We start from the raw sequence: 20,047 nt of genomic DNA on the forward strand, positions 1-20,047 counted from the left end.
GCGCGCATTCTAACGGTGACCACCGGCGAGGCGGCCGAGGCTACGGTGGCGACAACGCCTGGGCCCGCTGCCGGACTTCGGTCATATGGTCGTGCGGTGTCCACGAATCCCGCCATTCCGGGACGGCGACACCCGCTTCGACGACGTCGAGATCCTCACGCGCCGCGGTGCTGAACTCCTTGCGCAGCCGGTAGGCCTCCCGGATGATCAGCAGCCAGTCGGCGTCGCCGGTCAGCTTGCCGTACGCGAACCACTCGATGGCCCACGTGCCGCGGTTCAGCTGATCACCGATCGCCACCGCGTTCGGACTGCCCAGCAACTGCACCTCCTGCCACCGCTGGATGCGCTCCTGTTCGAGTTCGCCGAGTCGCACGACGCCCTCCTGCAACGTCATTCCGTGCGGATCGGCCTCACCCGACCGGATCCGCACCACCCGCGCGGCCAGCGTGTGCATGCCCCGGGTGACGATGAGGAAGTCCGAATACGCCTGCAATCGGCGTTCGTCCCACCGCGCGGCCTGACTCCGGCTCCACTTGGACCGTTCGTTCACATAGGAGGCGAGGAAGGTGATCGCGCCACCGATCACCACCCCGCTCAGCGTTCCCACCAACTGCGACAGCACAACGAAATAGTATCCAGGACAACGGATCCCTCGGCTATGTCCGGCTTCTACGCGGTCAGGATGCCCGCCAGGCGCTGCGCCTCTGCCGCGAGACCGGGCGGGTTCGTCGCGATGAACATCGAGTCGGCGGCCAGGTTGCCCAGCACGTGCCAGGTCGCATCCGGGCGGCCCCGGACCACGGGCGCACGGGTGGCGCGGTCCACCGGGATACCCCCGCCCGATCGCAGGTCGACGGCGCCGCTCGCCAGCAGCGCGCTGATCAGCGGCTGGGTGTCCGCCGGGGTCGTATACGCGGGCGGGTTGACGGCATTGACCACCACATCGACGCGCCGGTCGGTGCCACCGGCGACGACGGTGAAGCCGCCGCCGGGGTGGTCCTCGATCTTGGTGACTCCCGGGCGCAACCGCAGCTGTCCCGAATCCAGCAGGCTCAGCACTGTTCGGGCGTTGTGCGGAACCATCGGTGAGCTGAGGCTGTTGATGCTGCGGAAATGCCGCTCCCGCAACATGGTTCGATCGGATTCCGGTAGCAGGCGCCAGGCGAGGGGCCCGGCCACCCGAATCGCCATGGTGAGCAAGCGCGAACCGTGCTGTGGGGAGTCCACTTCCGCGAGCTGGCGACGCAGGCGGTCGGCGGGAGCCTCTGATCCGACGATTTCGGCGGCAAACGCGTCGAAATCCTGTCCGAGCTCCTCGAGTTCGGCGCGCATCAGCTCGACAAGCGTGCCGAACGTGACGCCGCCGCGCTCGGCGGCCGCGTGCAGGACATCGGGTCGCAGGTGTCGCAGTTCGAGCCGGACCGGGCGCTTCTGAACGAAAGGCAGTGTGCCGCTGCGAGATAGGAAGCTGATCGGACCCGCGTGCCCGTTCGCCGCCAGCGTCACGGCGATATCGATGGCCGTCAGCCCGCTGCCGATGACGCCCACATGCGCTCGCGGCGCGATATTGCCCAGGGTTCGGGCCAGCGGGTACGGCTCGTTCACATAGCCGGGCGCACCGGTGAGACCGTAATGATCACGCGGGCGGCCACTTCCGACCGCAAGGACCGCGCGATCCACCGGCACCCGATCACCGCACTCGGTTCGCAGCACCGCCGCGCCACCCGCTCCGGCGAACCCGGTGACATGGGCGTTGACGACACCGACTCGCCAACCTGCCGCGCGCAAGCCGCTGATCGCCGCTCGCGCCGTCTCCTCGAGATAGTCACCGTAGCGTGCCCGCGGCACCAGGATCTGCCCCAGCGATGCGTCGAGATACCCGTCGACGTCGGCCTGCGCCGCCAGCCACCGCTGGAAATGCGTCGGATCTCCGGCGCGGATCGACATGATCATGGGCGGCGCGTTCACCCGCACCGCCTCGGCGTCGGGCTGATACGGCCGGCCGCGCCACACGGCCGGCGAGCCGTCGAACACCATGATGCTGCCGGGCTTTGCGCCGGTCGCCGCGAGTGCGTCGAGCAACCCGACCCCGGCCGCTCCGGCCCCGACAATTCCGATCCGCATGGCGTAACTCCTCTCCGAGCACCGTCCGGTGCGGCTACCAGCGTCACCGATCGCGACGTTCGGCCCCATCCCCCGAACAGGGGATTTCGCGATGCCCCCCGCACCTGAGGGATCGACGACGTCCACCGCACCCGGCAAGATCGATGTCATGACCACTCGCCACGCGGTCGACGCGCTGCGGCACGACATCGGGGGCGCGGCCGACGCGCAGACCCTGTTCGCGCACGCCTCCACCCGCCTGCGCCGTCTCACACCGTTCGACGCCGCGGTGTGGGTGGTCACCGATCCGACCACTGGACTGACCACCGCCCCGGTGCGGGTGGAGAACCTGCACGAGGGCGGCTGCGGAACCTATTGGGAATCAGAGCTGCTCGCCGAGCATGTCAACCGGTTCCGGGATCTGGCGGCGGCGCCGGTCCCGGTCGCGGGTTTGCGTGCCGCGACCGGGGGCGAACCCGGGCGCAGCCCGCTCTACCAGAACTTCATGCGGCCCCGGGGGCTCGCCGACGAACTGCGTGCGGTGTTCCGCGTCGACGGCAAGTCCTGGGGGCAGCTCAGCCTGTTCCGCGAACGCGGTCGCGCCGATTTCGATGCGGCCGACATCGCGCTGGTCACGGCGTTGTCCACGCCGCTCGCCCAGCGGATCCGGTCGTTCGTGCAGCCGTCGAACCCCCCGGCTCCCCAGGACGCGACGACAGCGCCCGGGATGCTGCTCTTCGACGCCGGCGGAAATCTGGTGTCGCTCAACGACGAAGCCCGCGACCTGCTCGCCCAGATGCCGCCGGGGCCGACCACGACCACCCCGCTGGGCATCGCACTCCCCCTACCGGTGTGGATTCTCAGCACGGCCGGCCGTGCCCGCGTGACCGGCGGCAGCGCCCGCATCCGGATCCGCACCGTCACCGGCCGGTGGCTGGTCTGCCACGCTTCCTGCCTGCGCGCCGCCGACGGCTCCGACAGCTCGACCGCACTGGTCATCGAACCCGCCAAACCCTCCGAGGTCGCCGAATTGGTCACCGCCGCCTACGAATTGACTCGGCGCGAACTCGAGGTCGTCGAACTCGTCGCCCGCGGCCTGGCCACCGCCGACATCGCCGCCCAGCTGCACCTGTCCGCGCACACCGTCCGCGACCATGTGAAGGCGATCTTCGACAAGGTCGGGGTCAGCAGCCGAGGCGAATTGGTCGCCTTGCTGTTCACCGAGTTCCAGGAACCCTTCGCCGCGCGCAACACAGTCCGCGTCGAGCACAACTGAACCGACCACCGGAACACGTGAGTACTACTGTCCCATAACGTATTTCACAGTCGGTCCGGCGGTCCAGCCGCCGTCGACCGCTAGCTCGGCACCCGTGATGTACGTCGCGGCATCCGACAACAGGAATACGATCGCCGACGCGATCTCCGCCGCCTCGCCCACCCGGCCCATCGGCGTGTTCGGATAGCCGCCCGGACCCTGCTGGATCCCTACCTGCGCGGTCATCGGCGTATAGGTCATCCCGGGATGGACCGAGTTCACGCGAACGCGGTCCGTACCGTTCTCGATCGCCGCGACCTTCGACAGCCCGCGCACGCCCCATTTCGACGCACCGTAACTGCCGGTCAACGCCAACCCCATCAACCCGGCCGCGGACGACACATTGACGATCGACCCGCCACCGGCCTGCTTCAACGCCGGGATGAAGGTCTTCATCCCGAGGAACACCCCGACCAGATTGATCTCGATGACCTTCTTGAAATGCTCCAGCGACTCGTTCGCCATGAGTTCGCCAGTCGAGATGCCCGCGTTGTTGACCAACCCGTGCACGGTCGTCGCGAACTCGCGTTGCGCCGCCGCGAGCGCCTCGGCCCAATCCGGCTCCGACGTGACGTCGAGGTGCTGATAGCGCGCCCGCGCGCCCAGCTGCGCGGCGGTGGCCCGCCCCTCGTCGTCGAGCACATCGGCGATGACGACGTTGGCGCCCGCCGCGACCGCCTGCTGCGCCGTGGCCGCGCCGATCCCCCGCGCCGCACCGGTCACGAGGATTGTCTTCCCGGTCAGGTCAACCATTCGCCGAATCCTTCCGGTTGCGATCTCGAGTTTCCCCAGGTCCGCAACCATCATCGTCGATGGTTGCCGAAAGTTGTCCGACCGACTCGGCGACACCGCCGCAACTCTGTGATGCAATTACGCTATGGCAATCCCCGCCGACGTCACCGCCCAAGCCGCCCGACTGCGCTCCGCGGTCTCCGACGTCGTGCCCGCGCGCACGGACGCCAACCTGATCATCGGCACCTGGAACCTGCGCGAGTTCGGCAACCTGACGCCGTCCTGGAACGCCACCAGCAGCGACTCACCCAAACGGGATTGGCGCGCAATCACTCTCATCGCGCAGGTGATCGCCGCCTTCGATGTCTGCGCCGTGCAGGAACTCCAGCGCAACACCAACGCCCTGCGCTTCCTGCTCGCCCGGCTCGGCCCCGACTGGCGCGCGATCGCCTCCGACGTCACCGAAGGCGACAACGACACCAACGGCGAACGACTCGCCTACCTCTACGACAGCACCCGGGTGCAACCCTCCGGCCTCGTCGGCGAGATCGTCCTCCCACCCGCCGCGGGCGACCCCGCCCGCCAATTCGTCCGCACCCCCTACGCCGCCAGCTTCACCCGCGCCGACGTCGAGTTCATCCTCACCACCGTCCACATCCTCTGGGGCGCCGACCCCAGCGACCGCCTGCCCGAGCTCACCGCCTTCGCCCAGTGGATGCGCGACTGGAACGATCGCCCCAACGACTGGAACGACAACCTGTTCGTACTCGGCGACTTCAACCTCGACCGCCTCGGCGACCCCCTCTTCGACGCGTTCGTCTCCACCGGCCTCTGGGCCCCGACCGAGCTCAATACCGTCGACCGCACCATCTTCGGCAACGACAACACCACCAACTATTACGACCAGATCGCCTGGTTCAGCACCCCCGACGACGAAAGCCTGCTCACCAACCTCACCTACACCCAACGCGCGGGCCATTTCGACTTCCTCCCGCACTGCTACCCCACCCTCACCCGCACCCAGACCTCCTTCCGCATATCCGACCACTACCCGCTCTGGGTCGAGTTCCATATCGACACATGAAGCGAAGGCACGACACTCGTCGGATTACTGCGTGATGTAGTGCAGGATCACGTTGTGGACGTGCTGGGTCTTCTCGTCGCCCCGGAACTCCACCTCGTAGGTGTTGTGGCCGGTGCTGATGGCGATATGGCCGGAGGAGAAGAACCGGCCCGCGAAAGACTTGTTGGTGAGGATGCTCACGCTGCTGATCCGGGCATACGGGATGCTGGTGATCGCGATCTTCTTGCCTACGAACGAGTTGTCCTGGATGACAACGCGACGATCGGTAAGTCCCAGGAATCCGGTGCCGACACCGACCGCGTCGTACACGGCAATGATGCTCTCGCCCGGTATCAACCCTTCCTGGATCTTGTTCAGCTGATCGCGCTGATCATGTGGAATATTCATGTGTACCAGCGTATTCCAGATCAGCAGCCGACCCGCCGGTCCGTACACACCGAGATCCATCGTCGGCCGTCACAACCGGCCGCCAACCTCCTGGGTCATGTCTCCCGACAGCTTCAGCCACTCGACCGTGAGAACGCGTCGGTCGCGGTTGCTGGTTAGGGTGACGGCGTGGCTCTAGATTACGTCGTCGACCTGCCGTGTCGGCCGAAGCAGGCGCTCGGCACCGAAAAGATCCTCGAACTGCTCATCCTGCGAGGTGCGGCGATGTTCACGCTTGACCAACACCGGCACAACGCCAGAAGGCCGTGGCGCAGAATGACGTTCAGGAACATGGTGACGCGCCCGACGGGCACGGTGAAAGTCGAGTCGAGCGTCACCAAAGCACTCGAGCAAGCGGCCCAGCTCGACGCCTTCGTCGACGATTGCCTAGCCTGCCCAGCCAACAACGACAGACAGAGCGGCTTCGGCTGTTACGGCCGGGTCAACTATCCCCTCGACCTCGCTACCGAGGAAATGCTGCTGTCAATGCTGCCCGATGACCTCACCGCGGGGGGCGCGGGTACCGAATTCAAAGCTGGGTGGGACTATTTCGACTGGGACGGTAGTCAGGCGGCCGAGGCGCGGGCGGCGAGCCGGACCTTCTTCGAGTCCCCAGTCGCCCCTGTCCGGCAATGGCCGACTGGTGAAATACTCACCGGGGACCAGGTTTTCGAGATGCTGTTCATCGGCCATGGCTTCGAAGGGTCCTTGGCGAAGCTGCTCGCGATCTCCTTCCGCCTCATCATCCTCGACGAGGAAGCCGGCCCCCTCTTGGACCTCGCGATTCCCGAGAGTGAGCAGGCGAGCCAGGTCATCGGGTATCTCAATTCCATCAGCTTCGCGGCCTTGAACGAACTGCCCGTCCTGCTCGACGGTTAGGATATCGGGGCTGTTCGCGGCAGCGGGCCGATGACGATTCGCCGAGGTCATGCCTCCCAAGCGGATTTCCGGCTCACGACCGGTAGGCCGTCGGGTCGGGCATCGTGTTTGGAGCAGCCCGGACGTGAGAGCAACCTGCGCCAATGCCATGGCAGACCAAATACCGGCCGCTGTCGCACAGCCGTGTGCGACACTGACGCCGTGCAGCCGAATCGTAGGATTCACTTCGTGGGCAGTTTGCCCGCTCAGTTGGACACTCCCGAGAAGGCGATGGCGTTCGCTGTCGACACGGCGGGTGAGTTTCTGGACGGGATGGTTCCCGGCGGGGAAGCGGATCCGTATCGCGCCCAGTGGTACATCAGACCCATCATAGATCGGCTCGACGACGTCCCGGCGCTGGAACCGGTGCGCCGCGGTGATTGGTCGACGTTGCGTTCTCGCAACACCTTTCGGCTCCGCGCCGGCCGATCGCTGGGCGAAGCGGATATCGACGCCGCGCTCGGCTACACGGCGGAGACAGAGCGCGCGCTCGAGGCGCTCGCCGAAATGCGCCGCACCGATCCCGGACTTCGCTTGCAGGTGGGCATACCGACACCGTTCGTCATCGGCTTCATCGCTTTCGAAGCACGAATGCTGGTGTGGCGGAGGCGCTCTGTCGGCCGTGGCGACCGCAACTTCCCGTACTACCGCCCGATCGTCGACGCCACCGCCCGCGAGATCGTCCGCATTCACGAGACGCTGGGAGACAATGTCGTCTTCCAGCTCGAGCTGGCCGCGGAGACACTCCTCTGCGCGCGGGCACCCGTCGGCCTGCGCGCGGGCCTGGCCGCCGCGGCAGGTAGGGCACTCGCGCGCCTCGTCGCACAGGCGCCCCACGATGCCCGTTTCGGAGTGCACCTGTGCTACGGGAGCCTCGACGACAAACCGGTCGTCGCTCCGAGGTCGACAGCCGGAGTCGTCGCACTGGCCAACGCGATAGCGCGATACTGGCCGGCGGGCAGGCATCTCGATTTCGTCCATCTGCCCATCGGCGACGGCAAACAAGCGCCGGTGCGACCGCGGTACTACGCGCCGCTCGCACGTCTGGAATTGCCTGCCGCGACGCGTCTGGTCGCCGGGCTCGCGCACCTGGCACAGCCGCTCGAGCAAGCACGACAGGGACTGGCGGCGGCGGAGGCCGCCTACGGCGGCCCGGTGGACGTCGCCGCGCCCTGCGGTCTAGGGCGCTATACGACCGTCGACCGAGCGCAGTCCGCGGTCGCACATGCGGTCGCGCTGGCCGGCACCGAACTGTGATCACGACGGCAGACGGGCGGATCTGCCGACTCCCGGATCATCTTGTGCCGGAACATGATTGACCACAGCGGCCGCTTTCGGCGAGCCGAAGCGGCGCCGACCTGGGACAACCCGTCCGCCAGCGCTGCGTACACAGGTTGATCCCCCGAGAAACGCGCACTCGACCCGGTGGTCGGCTACCCTTACACCCGTGGTCGATGAAATTGAAAGGCCTGCGCCGGAGATCAATCGGACGCCGCACCCGTTCGATACCGAGGAGATGAATTCCGCCCGGTTGTACGACTACTTGCTGGGCGGCAAGGACAATTACTCCTCGGACCGGGACATGGCCCGCCGAATGCTCTCCAGCGCACCCGAACTCAAGACGTTGGCCTGGTTCACGCGGAGCTTCATGCGCAAAGCGGTCGAGATTACCGCCACCGTCGGCATCCGTCAGTTCCTCGATCTCGGCTCGGGTATCCCGAGTTCGCCCAATGTGCACGAGATAGCCCGGGAGATCGATCCGTCGGCGCAGGTGGTGTATGTCGACTACGACCCGGTCGTCGTCGCCCACTGCGACGCGCTACTGACCAAACCGAAAGGCATCTCGGCACTGCTGGGCGACGTTCGCCGCCCGCACGACCTCCTCGATGAGCTGAGCCACCGCGGCCTGATCGACCTCGACGAGCCGGTGGCGATCACGCTCGTGAGCGTGCTCCACTACGTCATGGACGACGAGGACCCCGCCGGTATCATCGCCGCCCTCCGTGACCGGATGGCACCGGGCAGCTACCTCACCATCACCCACGGCTCCAGCGAGTCGGCCCCGGAAATACTCGAGGTGCTCACCAATATGAAGGACACGTCGGCGCAGGTCGATTTCCGGTCCCGAGCGCAGACGGAGGCCTTCCTGACCGGGTTCGAGTTGCTCGATCCCGGTGTGGTGCCGGTACAGGAGTGGCTACGTTCCGATCTGCCGGAGACCCGAATGGTCATGCTGGGTGCCATCGGCCGCAAACACTGAGAATCCTGGACGAACAGGAGTAGTCTCGGACACGCCAATCTGTTGGCCGCCTGCACATTCGAGCGTGCGTCAGGTGCTGTCCCAGTCGAATCAGAGGATGAAAATGAATACCCTCAAAATTGTCGCTGGTGTGGTGTCGCGGATCGCAACGGTCGCCGTGATCACCTCCGGCGCCTCGCTTGTCATTGCCCCTGTCACTTCCGCCGCACCCGGCCAGTTCCTCGTCACCCGGGAGATCCCCACCCTGGAGGATCTCGACGCCCAGGTCGCTTTCCTGATCGAAACGCCCGCCTCCGACGAGGCGAAGGCGGCCAATATGGAAGGGGGCATGCGGGCGGTCGTGGTCGCGCGCACCCTCTACAACATCGGCTGGTATCGCGCTCCGCGCGGGTCGAACGAGATCACCGGCCCCGAAACCCATGACGGCGATGTGCACACCGCGATGCTGCGCAGCAAATCCGCGGGCCAGCCGGATCTCGTTGCGCGCGTGGTCTGGAAGCGTATCGATGGTGTCTGGAAGCTGTCCAACAGTTCCGTGTGCGAGGGCATCAAGGCCGTCGGGCTGGCGATGGCCTGCGATTTCTGACCGGCTGCGAGCACCGTGATCGACATCCGTGACCTCACCCTGAGCTACCCGGGCGTAACTGTCCTCGAGGTCCCTCGATTGACCGTCGCCGACGGGGCACTCACCTACCTGATCGGTCTGAACGGCACGGGTAAAACCACGCTGCTGCGGTGTATCTGCGGGGTCATCGCGCCCACCGCGGGCACCGTCCGGGTCGACGACACCCTCGTCCGAGCCCACCGCAGCACACCGCCGTCGCTCGGAATGCACCTCAATTACCGAGCTTTCGACCCACGCCACACCGCACGCCGGCACCTACGGTGGATCGCCCGCGCCCGCGGACTATCCACCGGCCGGGTCGGCGACGTCCTCGAGATCGTCGACCTCACCCCCGTCGCCGATCGCCGGTTGGGGCACTACTCGCTCGGCATGCTCCAACGTGTCGGCATCGCCGCCGCGTTGCTGTCCGAGCCTCGAACCCTGCTGCTCGACGAACCGCTCAACGGTCTCGATATCGCGGGCATCCGCTGGATACGCCAGCTGCTGCGCCGCCTCGCCGATGCCGGGACCTGCGTTCTGGTTGCCACGCACCTGCTCGACGAGGTCGAACGCAACGCCGACCACATCGTCATCATCGGGAAGGGGCGGGTCCTGGCCGACCAGTCGTTCACTCACGTCATGGACACCCTCGCTCCGGGCGAGACCAGCCTCGAAGACGCCTATCTGCGAATCGCCGGGCTGCCCACCGATGTCGTGTCCGGCGTCGCCTCGTGAACAATGTCGGGCCGGCTACCTCGATCTCCCGCGGCATCGCCGCCGAATGGACCCGCACCGCCGGACGCAGCTTCCTGTGGACCGCCGCGGTTCCCCTCACCTTCGCGCTGCCGCTGGTCGTCACCTTCGGAATCGCCGCTGTCGCAGAACGACTCGCGGCTGTCCCCGGACAGAGCTACCTGGCCACGGTCTCCACCACCAATTCGGTGTACTGGGTGATCACCTTGTCCGTGTCGGTCATGATGGTCACCGCGGCCTACGCCCACGGCAGCCAATGGCGCGGTCAGACAAGCGATCTCAATGCTTTCCTGTTCCCCCGATCCTGGACGGTGGCATTGTCCCGGTGGATCTACTACGGCACCATCGCGGCGATCTCGGCAGCGGTGCTGCTCGTCGTCGTCATGGTGACGCTGCCGCACCAGTTCCCGCAAATCTATGGGGCGGTGGACATCACGGACGCCGCGGGTATCCGGTTCCTCTGGACCGTCCCGTGCTATGCGTTCGCCGCGTGCGGTGTGGGTGTCGCGATCGGGTCGGTGATTCGCACGCCGTCCGCCGCCGTCGCCGTCCTGCTGTTCTGGGTCTATGTGGGCGAGAACTCCCTTAATCTGCTACCCCGCGGGCACACCTTGCAGGCCTACGCACCGTTTCTCAACGCCGTCGCCGCGACCGGCCAGGAAGTCGCCTTCCTGCCTCGCTTCGGCCGCAATGGGTCTTTGCTCTATTTCGTTCTCGTCGCCGTCGCGCTCTTTGTTCTCACAGCGGTGCTACCGCCCCTCGTCCGCCGGATATCGGTATATCGCAGAGCGACACTCAGCAAATCAGACGCAGCCTGAGCTACCCGGCGACCGCGCGAACCTCGAGCGGAAGCTCGGCAAACCCGGGGATCGGCCCCATGGCTCGCCGGATCTTCTTGGTCGACGGCTGGAACTCCCATGTCGACAGCAGACTGTGGATCGTCGTCTGAAATTCCATCCAGGCGAAGTTGTTACCGAGGCACATCTGATTGCCCATGCTGAACGGAATGAAATTCCGGTTCTTCGAGTCGGAACTCGAGGGCGACCACCGATCGGGGTCGAAACTATTCGGCTCGGTGAAGATATTCGGGTTGCGGTGGATCGCCGCGATGCTGTAGCCGATATCGGTTCCGGCAGGCAACACGAAACCGTCGAGTTCGACCGTGGCGACAGTGCGCCGGGTTTGCAACAGTGGCGAATGAGTCCGCGCGACTTCGTTCAGGAAACCGTTCAGGTAGTCGAGTTGGCCGAGGTCTCGAGGGCCGAGGTCACTTGCGCCGATGATCTCCTTCTGCAGTGTCGCAGCCACCTCCGGACGCTGCGACAGCTCGTACAGAGCCCAGCTCAGCGTGGCGGTCGGAGCGTCGATGCCGCCGAAGAGAACGGTCACAGCCTGCTCGGCAAGGAACTTGTCGGTATGGCGTTCGTCATCCGATGAATCCAGCAGGATGTCGATCAGGTCGTTCCGCCGGTCACCGCTGGCCCGGCGCGCGACGATCAGATCCTGGCAGTATTCGCGCAGGCGCGTTCCGGCCGACAGGAATCTGCGGTTCACCGGTAAAGGCAAGCTCGCCAGCCGCTTGGGCAGCACGCTGCCTACGATCGCGCCCGCGCCGATATCCTCGATGAGGCCCGAGATGAATTGCAGCTCGCCGGGATCGGGTTCGCGCGAGAACAGGGAGCCCAGTAGGTTGGCGATCACCACCTCCGACAGTGCCGTACGCGCCTCGAGGATCTGACCCGGCTGTAATGAACTCGTCAACGCATCGGCGTTGCGCTTGATGGTGTCCGCGTAGCTGTCCAACTCTGTTCGGTGAAACGCGGGTTGCAGCAGCCGACGAATATCTCTGTGCCGCTCGCCGTCCGCCACGATCAGCGATTCGCCGAATATCTGCCGGATGCGTTCGAACAGCAGGCCACGTTCATACGATTCGGAGTTCCCGACCAATACGCTGTGCAGTACTTCGAAATCGGTGATGACATAGACGACACGGCTGCCGATATCGACGCGCGCGATCTTCCCGATGCTGGTCAGATCCACCATGAACTGGACCGGATCACGCCACATTCGCCAGCCGTGCCCGACAAGAGGCAAACGACCTGGCCCGCACGGGACGTCACGAATGTCCACTGTATTTTGCCCTTTCATAAGGCAGGTCCGAGGCCAGGACTTCGGGAGAGATCGGATCGCTGAGGCCGGTTTGCCGACCCACACGTTACCTCAACCCGGACCCGCGCAGCGACCGGTTGGCAAGCGAAAACGCCTGTCCCGCAGGGTGGAACGCCCCAACTCCACACTCGACCAGCCACTTCCCGGCGACCTGCTCACCCTGCCACGCGGCCCGCATGGCTTCGGCTCCACCGCAACCGAAGCGCGACCTGCCTCGCGTATTCGTCAGCGCGGCGCGCCGCCCATCGCGCGAATGACCTCGCGTGCGGCGCGCTCGCCGGACTCGATGGCGCCTTCGACGTATCCGGCGTGTTCACCCGCGGTTTCGGTACCTGCCCAATGGATGTGTCCGGTCGGGTCCGCGGCGACCGGGAAATAGCCGTCTTCGTGCCCGAGAATCGGCAGCGCCGAGTAACCGCCGCCGGTATGCCGGTCTTGGTGCCAGGCCTTCTCGTGCCAGCCTCGCGGCTCGAGAATCTCCGAACCCAGATGTGCGACGAGCAGTCCCAGGATCGTCGAGCGGCGGGCGTCGAGGGTGAGTCCGTCGAAGGCGCGGGCTTCGGGTCCGGCGACGAGCACACACAGATGCCCGGGGCCCCGTGGCGGCGAAGTATCGAAGACCGCCATACCCGAATCCGCGAGCACGATCATTTCGGCATCGCGGCGTTCGCGCCAGAACGGACGCTCGAACACGGCGATCGCCTTGTACACCACCCCCATAGAGGTGTTGTCCTGCAATCGGATCCGGTGAGCGGGCAGCGGCGGCTGATGCTCGATTCCGGCGGCCGTCGGCGACGCAACGGTCACGATCACCTCGGCAGCGCGATAGGTGCCCCCGGTCGAGTGAACGGTCACACCGGTCTCGTCCCGGTGCAGCGCGGTGACCGCACTGTCGAAGGCGACCCGATCACCGAGTTCGGCGGCCAGACGCTCGGTGAGCGTTCCGGCGGCCTGGACAACCAAATTCTCTTGCGCGCCACCGGTGGTCGACAGCATTGCGGTGAGGCCGCCCTGGTAGCGAACCATTTCCAGGAAGGCATGCATCGAGAAGTCGCCCAGGTCGGCGGTGCTGGTGACCGACACGAGCACTTCCAGTAGACGCCGTGCGCGCCGATTCGGCACTCGGCGCAGCCATGCTCGAACACTGAGCGGCTTCCATGACCGTGGCGTCCCGATCCGGGCCAGCGTTTCCCATATGGCCAGGACTGCGCCGGCGGCCACCAGGTCCGGGCTCCATGTTCGGATCATGGTGTCGCCCTGGATGATCGAGGGCCGCTTCGAGGTGTGCATCTCGAAGACGTCGGTGCCGAGTTCGGCAGCCAGTGCGGCGAATCGGTGATGACCGCGACCGATCCATTGACCGCCCAGATCGACTCGCGAACCCAGCACGGTGGTCTCGGCCAGCATCCGTCCGCCCGCCCGGCCGGGTGGCGGCTTCGAGCACGATGACGTCGATTCCCTGCTCGGTCAGCTCGCAAGCGGCGACGAGCCCGGCCATTCCGGCGCCGATCACGGCGACCGTGACGGCATGCGGAGTTTCCGGGCGAGCGGGCGGAACGCCAGGGGGAAGCTGGGTCATCTGGTCACACTCCGGGTGGACGAAACGATTCATCGGTCCGACGCGCGAAGCAACCTCGAACTCTAAGAGTCAGTCATGCGTATGACTCTCACCCTAATTCGACACAATCCGGCAGCGCAATAGCCGGTGTGGTCACCGAACCTCAGTGGAGGTGCGACGTCCGGCCCGGCGTGCCACCGGCTGGGGATCGGCGAAGATCACCACCATGTCCAACGCCTGCTGCAGATCGCGCCGGGCGCGCGCGGCGTCGGGCCTGGCGATGTATTGCAGGATCAGTCCGTCGACCTGAGCTAGCGCGAGGCGGCCGAGAGTGTCGAAGCCGACCGCGCACCGCTCCCCGGAGGTTCGGGCGGCCTGCTCGAAGAACTCGGTGACGACGGCACTGTAACTCTCATATTGCAGCCGAGCCAGCTCGCCGGACTGGTTGCGCAGCGAATAGGTCATGAGCTCGTACTGCATGATCTGCAGGCCCACACGGTTTTCCACGAGCTTGTCCCAGAAGCTGGTGATGCCGTGCCGCAATGCGTGCTCGACGCCTCGGTCGAGCTCGAGATGGCTGCGCAGCGCCTCGGAGATATCGCGGATCACGGTCGTGATGATCGCGCGAAGCAGTTGATCCTTGGACGAGAAGACGTACTGCAGAGTTCCCAGCGGAACACCGGCTTCGGCGGCTACGCCGCGCAAGGTCATCGCGGGTACGCCCACATCGCCGAGTACCCGCACGGCCGCCGCGACGATCTGTTCCTCGCGCTCGGACATCCTGACGTAAACCACCGGCCTCCTCGCCTTCGCCAGCGAACGAATTCCGACGCGGCTATTGCGGGTGCTCGCGTCACGACCTATCTTACGGTCATACAACCGACTGACTTTTGCCACATCAAGAAACCAGGGAATCGCAATGTCGAATGTGGACGTCATCGTGGTCGGCGCCGGATTGGCCGGGCTCGCCGCTGCTCGTGCACTGGTCGCGGCCGGTCGCACCGTCAGTGTGCTCGAAGCTCGAGACCGGGTGGGTGGTCGCACGCTGGGTGCGGAACTGAGCAATGGCGTGCCGGTCGAACTGGGCGGGCAGTGGGTCGGTCCCACGCAGGACGCGGTCATCGAGTTGATCGCCGAACTCGGCTTGACGAGCTTTCCGTCCTACGACGACGGGGCCGCCATCACCGTTGTGGACGGCGAACTCATCCGATACACCGACCTGTCGTTCGGGTTGCGGCCCGAATCGATCGCCGAAGTCGGCCGCCTCTGGGCCGAACTGGAGACGCTGGCGGCCACCGTGCGTACCGCAGCGCCTTGGCACACCGACAACGCGGAGGAACTGGATCGGCAGACGCTCGACGGATGGTTGGTCGCGAACACCGCTGACGAGGTCGCGTGCGGTTTCTTCCGTCTCCTGGTGCCCACGCTGTTCTCCGCGGAGTCTCCGGAGCTGTCACTGCTACACTTCCTGTTCTACATCAAGTCCGGCACCAGCCTCGCAACCTTGGTAGCCACCACCGGCGGCGCGCAGGAGTCCCGTGTATCCGGCGGTACCCATCAGATCTGCGAGCGCATGGCCGCCGACCTGGGCGCCGCGGTCCGGCTGAACTGTGTGGTTCGCACCATTCGGCAGGATGAGCACGGCGTAGTCGTCGATTTCGAGGGCGGCAGTGTCGCGGCCGGGCGAGTGATCGTGGCGATCCCGCCCACTCTCGCGGGCCGGATCCGTTATGTGCCAGCACTTCCCGCACTGCGGGACAGCCTGACTCAGCAGATGCCGGCCGGATCGGTGATCAAGTTCCAGATCGGCTACGAGACTCCGTTCTGGCGCGACCAGGGCCTCAGTGGATTCGTGCTCAGCATGGACGACCCGTTCAACGTCGTGTTCGACAATTCGCCACCCGACGGCTCCTGCGGTGTGCTGGTCGGTTTCCTCGAAGGAGCCCACGCCCGTACCGCGTCCACGATGAGTGCCGCGCAACGCCGCGAAAGGGTACTCTCCGCCCTCGTGAAGTACTTCGGCCGCCAGGCTGCACAGCCCTTCGATCTCCTCGAACAGGATTGGAACGCAGAGGAGTTCACCCGCGGCTGCTACGGCGGGCGACTGGCGGCCGGCGCGTGGACCAGCTACGGCCGAGAACTGGCGGCTCCCGTGGACCGCATCCATTGGGCCGGAGCCGAGACCTCCGATATCTGGAACGGCTACATGGACGGCGCCATTCGCTCCGGTCGCCGAGCTGCCGCGGAGATCCTCGCCGACGGGGCGGCTCCGGGTCCTCGCAGCCACGTCAACGGCAGGCGTTCATGACTGGGCCGAGGTGCCGAAGAGGATGAACACATCGTCGATACAGCGGGCAATGAAGGCGTCGTCGATCGGTTTCTCACTGACCATCAGCCGGAAATACAAAGGCGCGGACAAGGTTTCGAGTACCTCTCGCGGATCGGTGCGACCGGGAAGTTCCCCGCGCTCGATTGCCTTCGTGATCACCTGCGAGCTCAGCTCGAAGCGGTCGTTCCAGAACTGGCGACGCGCGGCGTCGACCTCGGGATCCACCGACAGCGCGATCGCCGCGCCCACCAACCGCACGACGCCCGGACGGGTGATGAGCTGGGCGATCTGCTCTGCCAGCACACCCAGATCGCTGCGCAGCGCACCGGTGTCGGGCGGCGGGTTACCATCCGCGGCCAACTGGGTCACCGCGTCGGCGATGAGCGCGGTCCGGCTACCCCAGCGGCGATAGATCGTCGTCTCCGCGACGCCCGCCCGGGCGGCGACATCAGCGATGGTCAGGCCTTCGATGCCGTACTCGATGACCTGATCGATCGTGGCACCGAGTACCGCTTCACGCACCCGCGCCGACCGGCCTCCCGTCCGCTTGCGCGGACCGGGGGCCGTCGAGTTCTGCTCACCCACCACGCGTGCATGCCCGTCCATGGTCCAAGTATTACCGGACCGGCGTCGCACCGAACGCGCGGACGCTCAGCGCAGGTAGGCCGAGATCCAGTTGCCGAATTCACAGGCCAGATGCCAGCGATGTTCGGCGATGTAGAGCCCGGGCAGCGCCGCGGGGAACGCGACTTTGAACTGGCCGCGGAATCCCCCGCCGGGCTCGTCGCGGAACTGGTGGCGCACTCCGCCGATGACGGAGCCGTCCGACAGGCTCGCCACACCGCAGACAGTCAGCGGGAAGGCCGGATCCGAAGGCACCATCACCCCCGCGGTATCGGCATAGTCGACGAAGAACTGGCTGGCCAGCATCGCACCGCCGGTCACCTCGACGACTTCCTGGCGGCCATCGGGCAGGGTCGCGATGATGTAGTGGTCCGGGCATGCGTCGGTCCATACTGCCCGCTCGTTGTTGACTCGCGCGCTGTCGAACCACTCCAGGAAGCCCTGCGCGGTCCCGCGACTACTGGCGATCTCGGTGATGGCGTACTGCCAGTGGCCTCCCGAAGCAGCAATCCCTGCGCGTGCCGCGGCCTCGGAAGCGAGTAGGTCGGCGGCCAGCAGCTCACGCAAACCATCCTCGCCGATCATCAGCCGGACTTGCGCCAAAGCCACACGCGCAGTGGAAAGGTCGTCGACCGAGATTTCCGCGTGCGCCAAGAGCGAGTCCAGCTCGCCGATCACCACGCCACCATGATCTCTACGCAGTCGCGCCGCTGCCACGGAGAGCCGCCGCCGCTCCCACTCGACGACCTCGACCTGGTCGACAAGGCGTCCTTCGATGAAGGTACGCAGGCCGAAGTCCGGTGATCCTTGCGCCGGGGACGCGAGCGCCGTCGCGGTCCGCAGCTGTGCCGCGGCCACACCGGCGGCCGTCACCCCGACCGTGCCGATCATGAAACGTCGTCTGGTCAGCATCGACCGTTCCTCTCGAAGCGCGTTCTCGATCCGAGCTGGACCGAAGAACTAAACGCAAGTATTTCTTGCGTTAAAGCATGATCCAGGAGCGACGTCACACTGTCAACGGCTCATGCGCGATTAACGCCATCACTTCCGGCTTTTACCGGCGGATCTCACCGAAGAGGGAAGGCCCGCCTCGACCTTCTCGAACCAGACGTCGAATAATCCCCCGTAGCAATAGCTTTCACGCAGCATCTCCCGACGGGATAAAGCACCCACAGTCGCGGTAGCCGTCCAACAGATGCGCGATTCGCCGCAGAAGGCCGCCGTCGGTTGCCCGTCGGCCCCAAAGACCAGCTTCAACGCAAGTCAATGTGGCCGTAGTTCAGCGACGGCGCAGCAAGATTCCGCGGATGAAGGCGGCTTGGCCGGAGTGCTGGATGTCGTCGTCGACGACGCTGATCAGACGAACACCGAGGGTGACCGGCGGGGTCCAGCGGGTGTCGACGATACGGGGCAGGTCGCGGTCGGTGAGGGTGCGGATGTAGTCGAGAGTTCGAATGTGGACAGCGTCGTAGTAGCCCAGCAGTAGCTCGGCGGTGGTGCCGGTGAAAGCATCGATGTCGGCGGTGTCGTGGCCGTAGCCCGTTGCCGAGTCGTCGAAGGGGAGGTCGAAGCGTTCGGCCCAGCCAGCGGCGGTCCAGACTTGGCGCAATTCGGCGACATCGGCGATGTGGTCGTCCTGGACACGGGTCAGGTGCCAGATCAGCCAGGCGATGGAGTTGGCGCCGGGTTCCAGGCGGATGGACAGTTCTTCGGTGCTCAGGCCGGCGACAGCGCCGTGGACATTCTCCTGGACTCGACCGAAGGCGTCGATCAACAAGTCAGCACTGGTCATGCGGTAGTCCAATCCCGGTGTCGGCGAGTTTATTCCCCCGCTCGACCCACCATCCGGCCCCGATCAACAGCGCGCAGCAACCGCCGCGCACGGGTCGCGCGGCACGTTCAGGTCGACGTCGCTGCGCCCCTGGCGACAATCCCCGAGCGCGATCGACCCGGTGGCGAAAACGCCGAGACCACGGCCAGGCGCCTCGGACACCGTGACGGTGCCGTCCAGGCGATGATGGGCGTTTGCCGGGCAGTGCCCTCGGCGCATCGCGCTACGGGCGCGCCGTCGGCACCACACGATCGCGATCTCCTGTAAGCCGATGCCTCGGACGCAACGCATGCTGCCGGGCGCTATTCAATACCCGACGCGGACGGCGGGACAGGCTCGGCAGCGCTGACGGGTTCCGGCGCGGCGATGAAAGAGGCTTGCTCGTCGATGAATTCCGCCAGTGCCGCGGCTTCGCGGCGGGCACGTCGGTTGTCGTTCACGCGGGCGAATTGGACGGCGATCTCGAAGAGGACGGTCAGGGCCAGAGCCAGGGCGAGCATGGAGAACGGGTCCTGCGGGGTGACCACGGCCGCGAACACGAACAGGCCGAACATCGCACCGCGGCGCCAAGCCGCGAGCTTGACATAGGTCAGGATGCCGAGCAGGTTCAAACCGATGATCAGGACCGGGGTTTGGAAGCTGACGCCGAAGATCACCAGTAGCTGGATGATGAAGCCGAAGTACTCCGACCCGCTCAGCGCGGTGGTCTGCACGTCGTCACCGATGCCGAGCAAGAAGTCGAGTGCGTGGACGACGACGAAATAGGCCAGCGCCGCCCCCGCCGCGAACAGCACGCTGCCACTGCCGACGAACCCCGGTAGGTATCGGCGTTCTCTGCCTCGCAACCCCGGTGCGATGAACGCCCAGAGTTGGTGCAACCACACGGGCACCGCCAGCACGACGCCGGCGGTGAACGCGACCTTCAGGCGCAGCATGAACTGTTCGAACGGCGCGGTGGCGAGCAGCCGGCAGCTGCCATCGGAGGTGAGTACGGCACGCGATTCCGGCGGCAACGCGCAATAGGGGCCGCGCAGGATCTCCCCCAGCGCCTCGACGCCCAGGACTCGGTGCGAGTACCACACGAACCCGAACGTGGTGGTGACCGCGATCGCCGCAAGCGAGATGAGCAGGCGACGGCGCAGTTCGTGCAGGTGATCGGTCAGCGACATGGTGCCGTCGCGTTCGGATGCCCGGGCGACGCGCCGGAGCAGGGACAGGACTCGCATGATTCCGCCTCGAGGATCGGCGATGGGTGGGCAGCCCGGCGGCCCGGCACAACGGAGCCGCCGCCGAGGAACGACGAACCCCGTTGTGCCGGGCCATATTCCGGTTGATCAGGAC

At 66.0% G+C, this 20,047-nt stretch carries 20 protein-coding genes and 1 pseudogene; 9 read left to right on the forward strand and 12 right to left on the reverse strand.

Features of this window, described 5'->3' with window-relative positions:
• Nucleotides 1-40 precede the first annotated feature (40 nt).
• Together ACFVMC_RS15065 and ACFVMC_RS15070 are read right to left on the reverse strand one after the other, a co-directional pair.
• Nucleotides 41-622, reverse strand: a complete 582-nt coding sequence (locus ACFVMC_RS15065; protein WP_379210511.1) for a hypothetical protein — start codon at nucleotides 620-622, stop codon at nucleotides 41-43.
• Between the two features lie 47 nt (nucleotides 623-669).
• Nucleotides 670-2,124, reverse strand: coding sequence for an FAD/NAD(P)-binding protein (locus tag ACFVMC_RS15070; protein WP_379210512.1), 1,455 nt, complete (start codon nucleotides 2,122-2,124; stop codon nucleotides 670-672).
• A gap of 91 nt (nucleotides 2,125-2,215) precedes the next feature.
• Here ACFVMC_RS15070 and ACFVMC_RS15075 point away from each other — a divergent pair, with 91 nt between their 5' ends.
• Nucleotides 2,216-3,379 carry a LuxR C-terminal-related transcriptional regulator gene (locus tag ACFVMC_RS15075; protein ID WP_379210514.1) on the forward strand — a complete coding sequence of 388 codons (1,164 nt, stop codon included), beginning with the start codon at nucleotides 2,216-2,218 and terminating at the stop codon, nucleotides 3,377-3,379.
• A gap of 24 nt (nucleotides 3,380-3,403) precedes the next feature.
• Here ACFVMC_RS15075 and ACFVMC_RS15080 read toward each other — a convergent pair whose 3' ends face one another.
• Nucleotides 3,404-4,171 (reverse strand): SDR family oxidoreductase, encoded by a 768-nt coding sequence (locus ACFVMC_RS15080; protein WP_379210516.1) that lies wholly within the window; start codon nucleotides 4,169-4,171, stop codon nucleotides 3,404-3,406.
• Between the two features lie 124 nt (nucleotides 4,172-4,295).
• Here ACFVMC_RS15080 and ACFVMC_RS15085 point away from each other — a divergent pair, with 124 nt between their 5' ends.
• Entirely contained in the window at nucleotides 4,296-5,234 is a 939-nt protein-coding gene (locus tag ACFVMC_RS15085; protein WP_379210518.1) for an endonuclease/exonuclease/phosphatase family protein, read from the forward strand.
• A 24-nt stretch (nucleotides 5,235-5,258) separates the two neighbouring features.
• Here ACFVMC_RS15085 and ACFVMC_RS15090 read toward each other — a convergent pair whose 3' ends face one another.
• Nucleotides 5,259-5,621 carry a PH domain-containing protein gene (locus ACFVMC_RS15090; protein WP_379210520.1) on the reverse strand — a complete coding sequence of 121 codons (363 nt, stop codon included), beginning with the start codon at nucleotides 5,619-5,621 and terminating at the stop codon, nucleotides 5,259-5,261.
• A 168-nt stretch (nucleotides 5,622-5,789) separates the two neighbouring features.
• On the opposite strand from ACFVMC_RS15090, the gene ACFVMC_RS15095 reads away from it, so the two are divergent.
• The 6 genes from ACFVMC_RS15095 (at nucleotide 5,790) to ACFVMC_RS15120 (ending at nucleotide 11,013) form a co-directional block, all read left to right on the forward strand.
• Entirely contained in the window at nucleotides 5,790-6,539 is a 750-nt protein-coding gene (locus tag ACFVMC_RS15095; protein ID WP_379210522.1) for a hypothetical protein, read from the forward strand.
• Nucleotides 6,540-6,767: 228 nt separating this feature from the next.
• On the forward strand, nucleotides 6,768-7,835 hold the full coding sequence (locus tag ACFVMC_RS15100) for a hypothetical protein (protein WP_379210523.1): 1,068 nt from the start codon (nucleotides 6,768-6,770) through the stop codon (nucleotides 7,833-7,835).
• A gap of 190 nt (nucleotides 7,836-8,025) precedes the next feature.
• Nucleotides 8,026-8,838 carry an SAM-dependent methyltransferase gene (locus ACFVMC_RS15105; RefSeq protein WP_379210525.1) on the forward strand — a complete coding sequence of 271 codons (813 nt, stop codon included), beginning with the start codon at nucleotides 8,026-8,028 and terminating at the stop codon, nucleotides 8,836-8,838.
• Nucleotides 8,839-8,902: 64 nt separating this feature from the next.
• The gene (locus tag ACFVMC_RS15110) at nucleotides 8,903-9,424 is read left to right on the forward strand and encodes a hypothetical protein (protein WP_379210527.1); all 522 of its coding nucleotides are present in this window, start codon (nucleotides 8,903-8,905) and stop codon (nucleotides 9,422-9,424) included.
• Between the two features lie 15 nt (nucleotides 9,425-9,439).
• The gene (locus ACFVMC_RS15115; protein WP_379210529.1) at nucleotides 9,440-10,177 is read left to right on the forward strand and encodes an ABC transporter ATP-binding protein; all 738 of its coding nucleotides are present in this window, start codon (nucleotides 9,440-9,442) and stop codon (nucleotides 10,175-10,177) included.
• Entirely contained in the window at nucleotides 10,174-11,013 is an 840-nt protein-coding gene (locus tag ACFVMC_RS15120; protein WP_379210531.1) for an ABC transporter permease, read from the forward strand. Before ACFVMC_RS15115 ends, ACFVMC_RS15120 begins: the two co-directional genes overlap by 4 nt.
• Nucleotide 11,014: 1 nt before the next feature.
• Here ACFVMC_RS15120 and ACFVMC_RS15125 read toward each other — a convergent pair whose 3' ends face one another.
• The 4 genes and pseudogenes from ACFVMC_RS15125 to ACFVMC_RS15140 form a co-directional block, all read right to left on the reverse strand.
• A complete protein-coding gene (locus ACFVMC_RS15125) occupies nucleotides 11,015-12,409 on the reverse strand; it encodes a cytochrome P450 (protein ID WP_379210533.1) in 1,395 nt (464 codons plus the stop codon).
• A gap of 180 nt (nucleotides 12,410-12,589) precedes the next feature.
• On the reverse strand, nucleotides 12,590-13,771 hold the full coding sequence (locus ACFVMC_RS15130; RefSeq protein ID WP_379210534.1) for a flavin monoamine oxidase family protein: 1,182 nt from the start codon (nucleotides 13,769-13,771) through the stop codon (nucleotides 12,590-12,592).
• Between the two features lie 40 nt (nucleotides 13,772-13,811).
• Nucleotides 13,812-13,976 (reverse strand): annotated as a pseudogene (locus ACFVMC_RS15135) (NAD(P)-binding protein); the annotation flags it as partial.
• Nucleotides 13,977-14,075: 99 nt separating this feature from the next.
• Complete coding sequence (locus ACFVMC_RS15140; protein WP_379210536.1) at nucleotides 14,076-14,861, reverse strand: TetR/AcrR family transcriptional regulator; 786 nt, start codon at nucleotides 14,859-14,861, stop codon at nucleotides 14,076-14,078.
• Between ACFVMC_RS15140 and ACFVMC_RS15145 the strand changes: the two genes are divergently transcribed.
• Complete coding sequence (locus ACFVMC_RS15145) at nucleotides 14,842-16,230, forward strand: flavin monoamine oxidase family protein (RefSeq protein WP_379210538.1); 1,389 nt, start codon at nucleotides 14,842-14,844, stop codon at nucleotides 16,228-16,230. The two genes, ACFVMC_RS15140 and ACFVMC_RS15145, sit on opposite strands and share 20 nt — an antisense overlap.
• Here ACFVMC_RS15145 and ACFVMC_RS15150 read toward each other — a convergent pair.
• From ACFVMC_RS15150 to tatC, 4 genes are all read right to left on the reverse strand, one after another.
• Entirely contained in the window at nucleotides 16,225-16,857 is a 633-nt protein-coding gene (locus tag ACFVMC_RS15150) for a TetR/AcrR family transcriptional regulator (RefSeq protein WP_379210540.1), read from the reverse strand. The two genes, ACFVMC_RS15145 and ACFVMC_RS15150, sit on opposite strands and share 6 nt — an antisense overlap.
• Nucleotides 16,858-16,902: 45 nt before the next feature.
• Nucleotides 16,903-17,787, reverse strand: coding sequence for a hypothetical protein (locus ACFVMC_RS15155; protein WP_379210542.1), 885 nt, complete (start codon nucleotides 17,785-17,787; stop codon nucleotides 16,903-16,905).
• Nucleotides 17,788-18,154: 367 nt separating this feature from the next.
• Complete coding sequence (locus ACFVMC_RS15160) at nucleotides 18,155-18,667, reverse strand: DUF664 domain-containing protein (RefSeq protein WP_379210544.1); 513 nt, start codon at nucleotides 18,665-18,667, stop codon at nucleotides 18,155-18,157.
• A gap of 341 nt (nucleotides 18,668-19,008) precedes the next feature.
• On the reverse strand, nucleotides 19,009-19,932 hold the full coding sequence (gene tatC / locus ACFVMC_RS15165; protein ID WP_379210546.1) for a twin-arginine translocase subunit TatC: 924 nt from the start codon (nucleotides 19,930-19,932) through the stop codon (nucleotides 19,009-19,011).
• Between the last annotated feature and the right edge of the window lie 115 nt (nucleotides 19,933-20,047).

The sequence above is a fragment of the Nocardia sp. NPDC127579 genome (genome assembly GCF_042672005.1).
Classification (GTDB): domain Bacteria; phylum Actinomycetota; class Actinomycetes; order Mycobacteriales; family Mycobacteriaceae; genus Nocardia.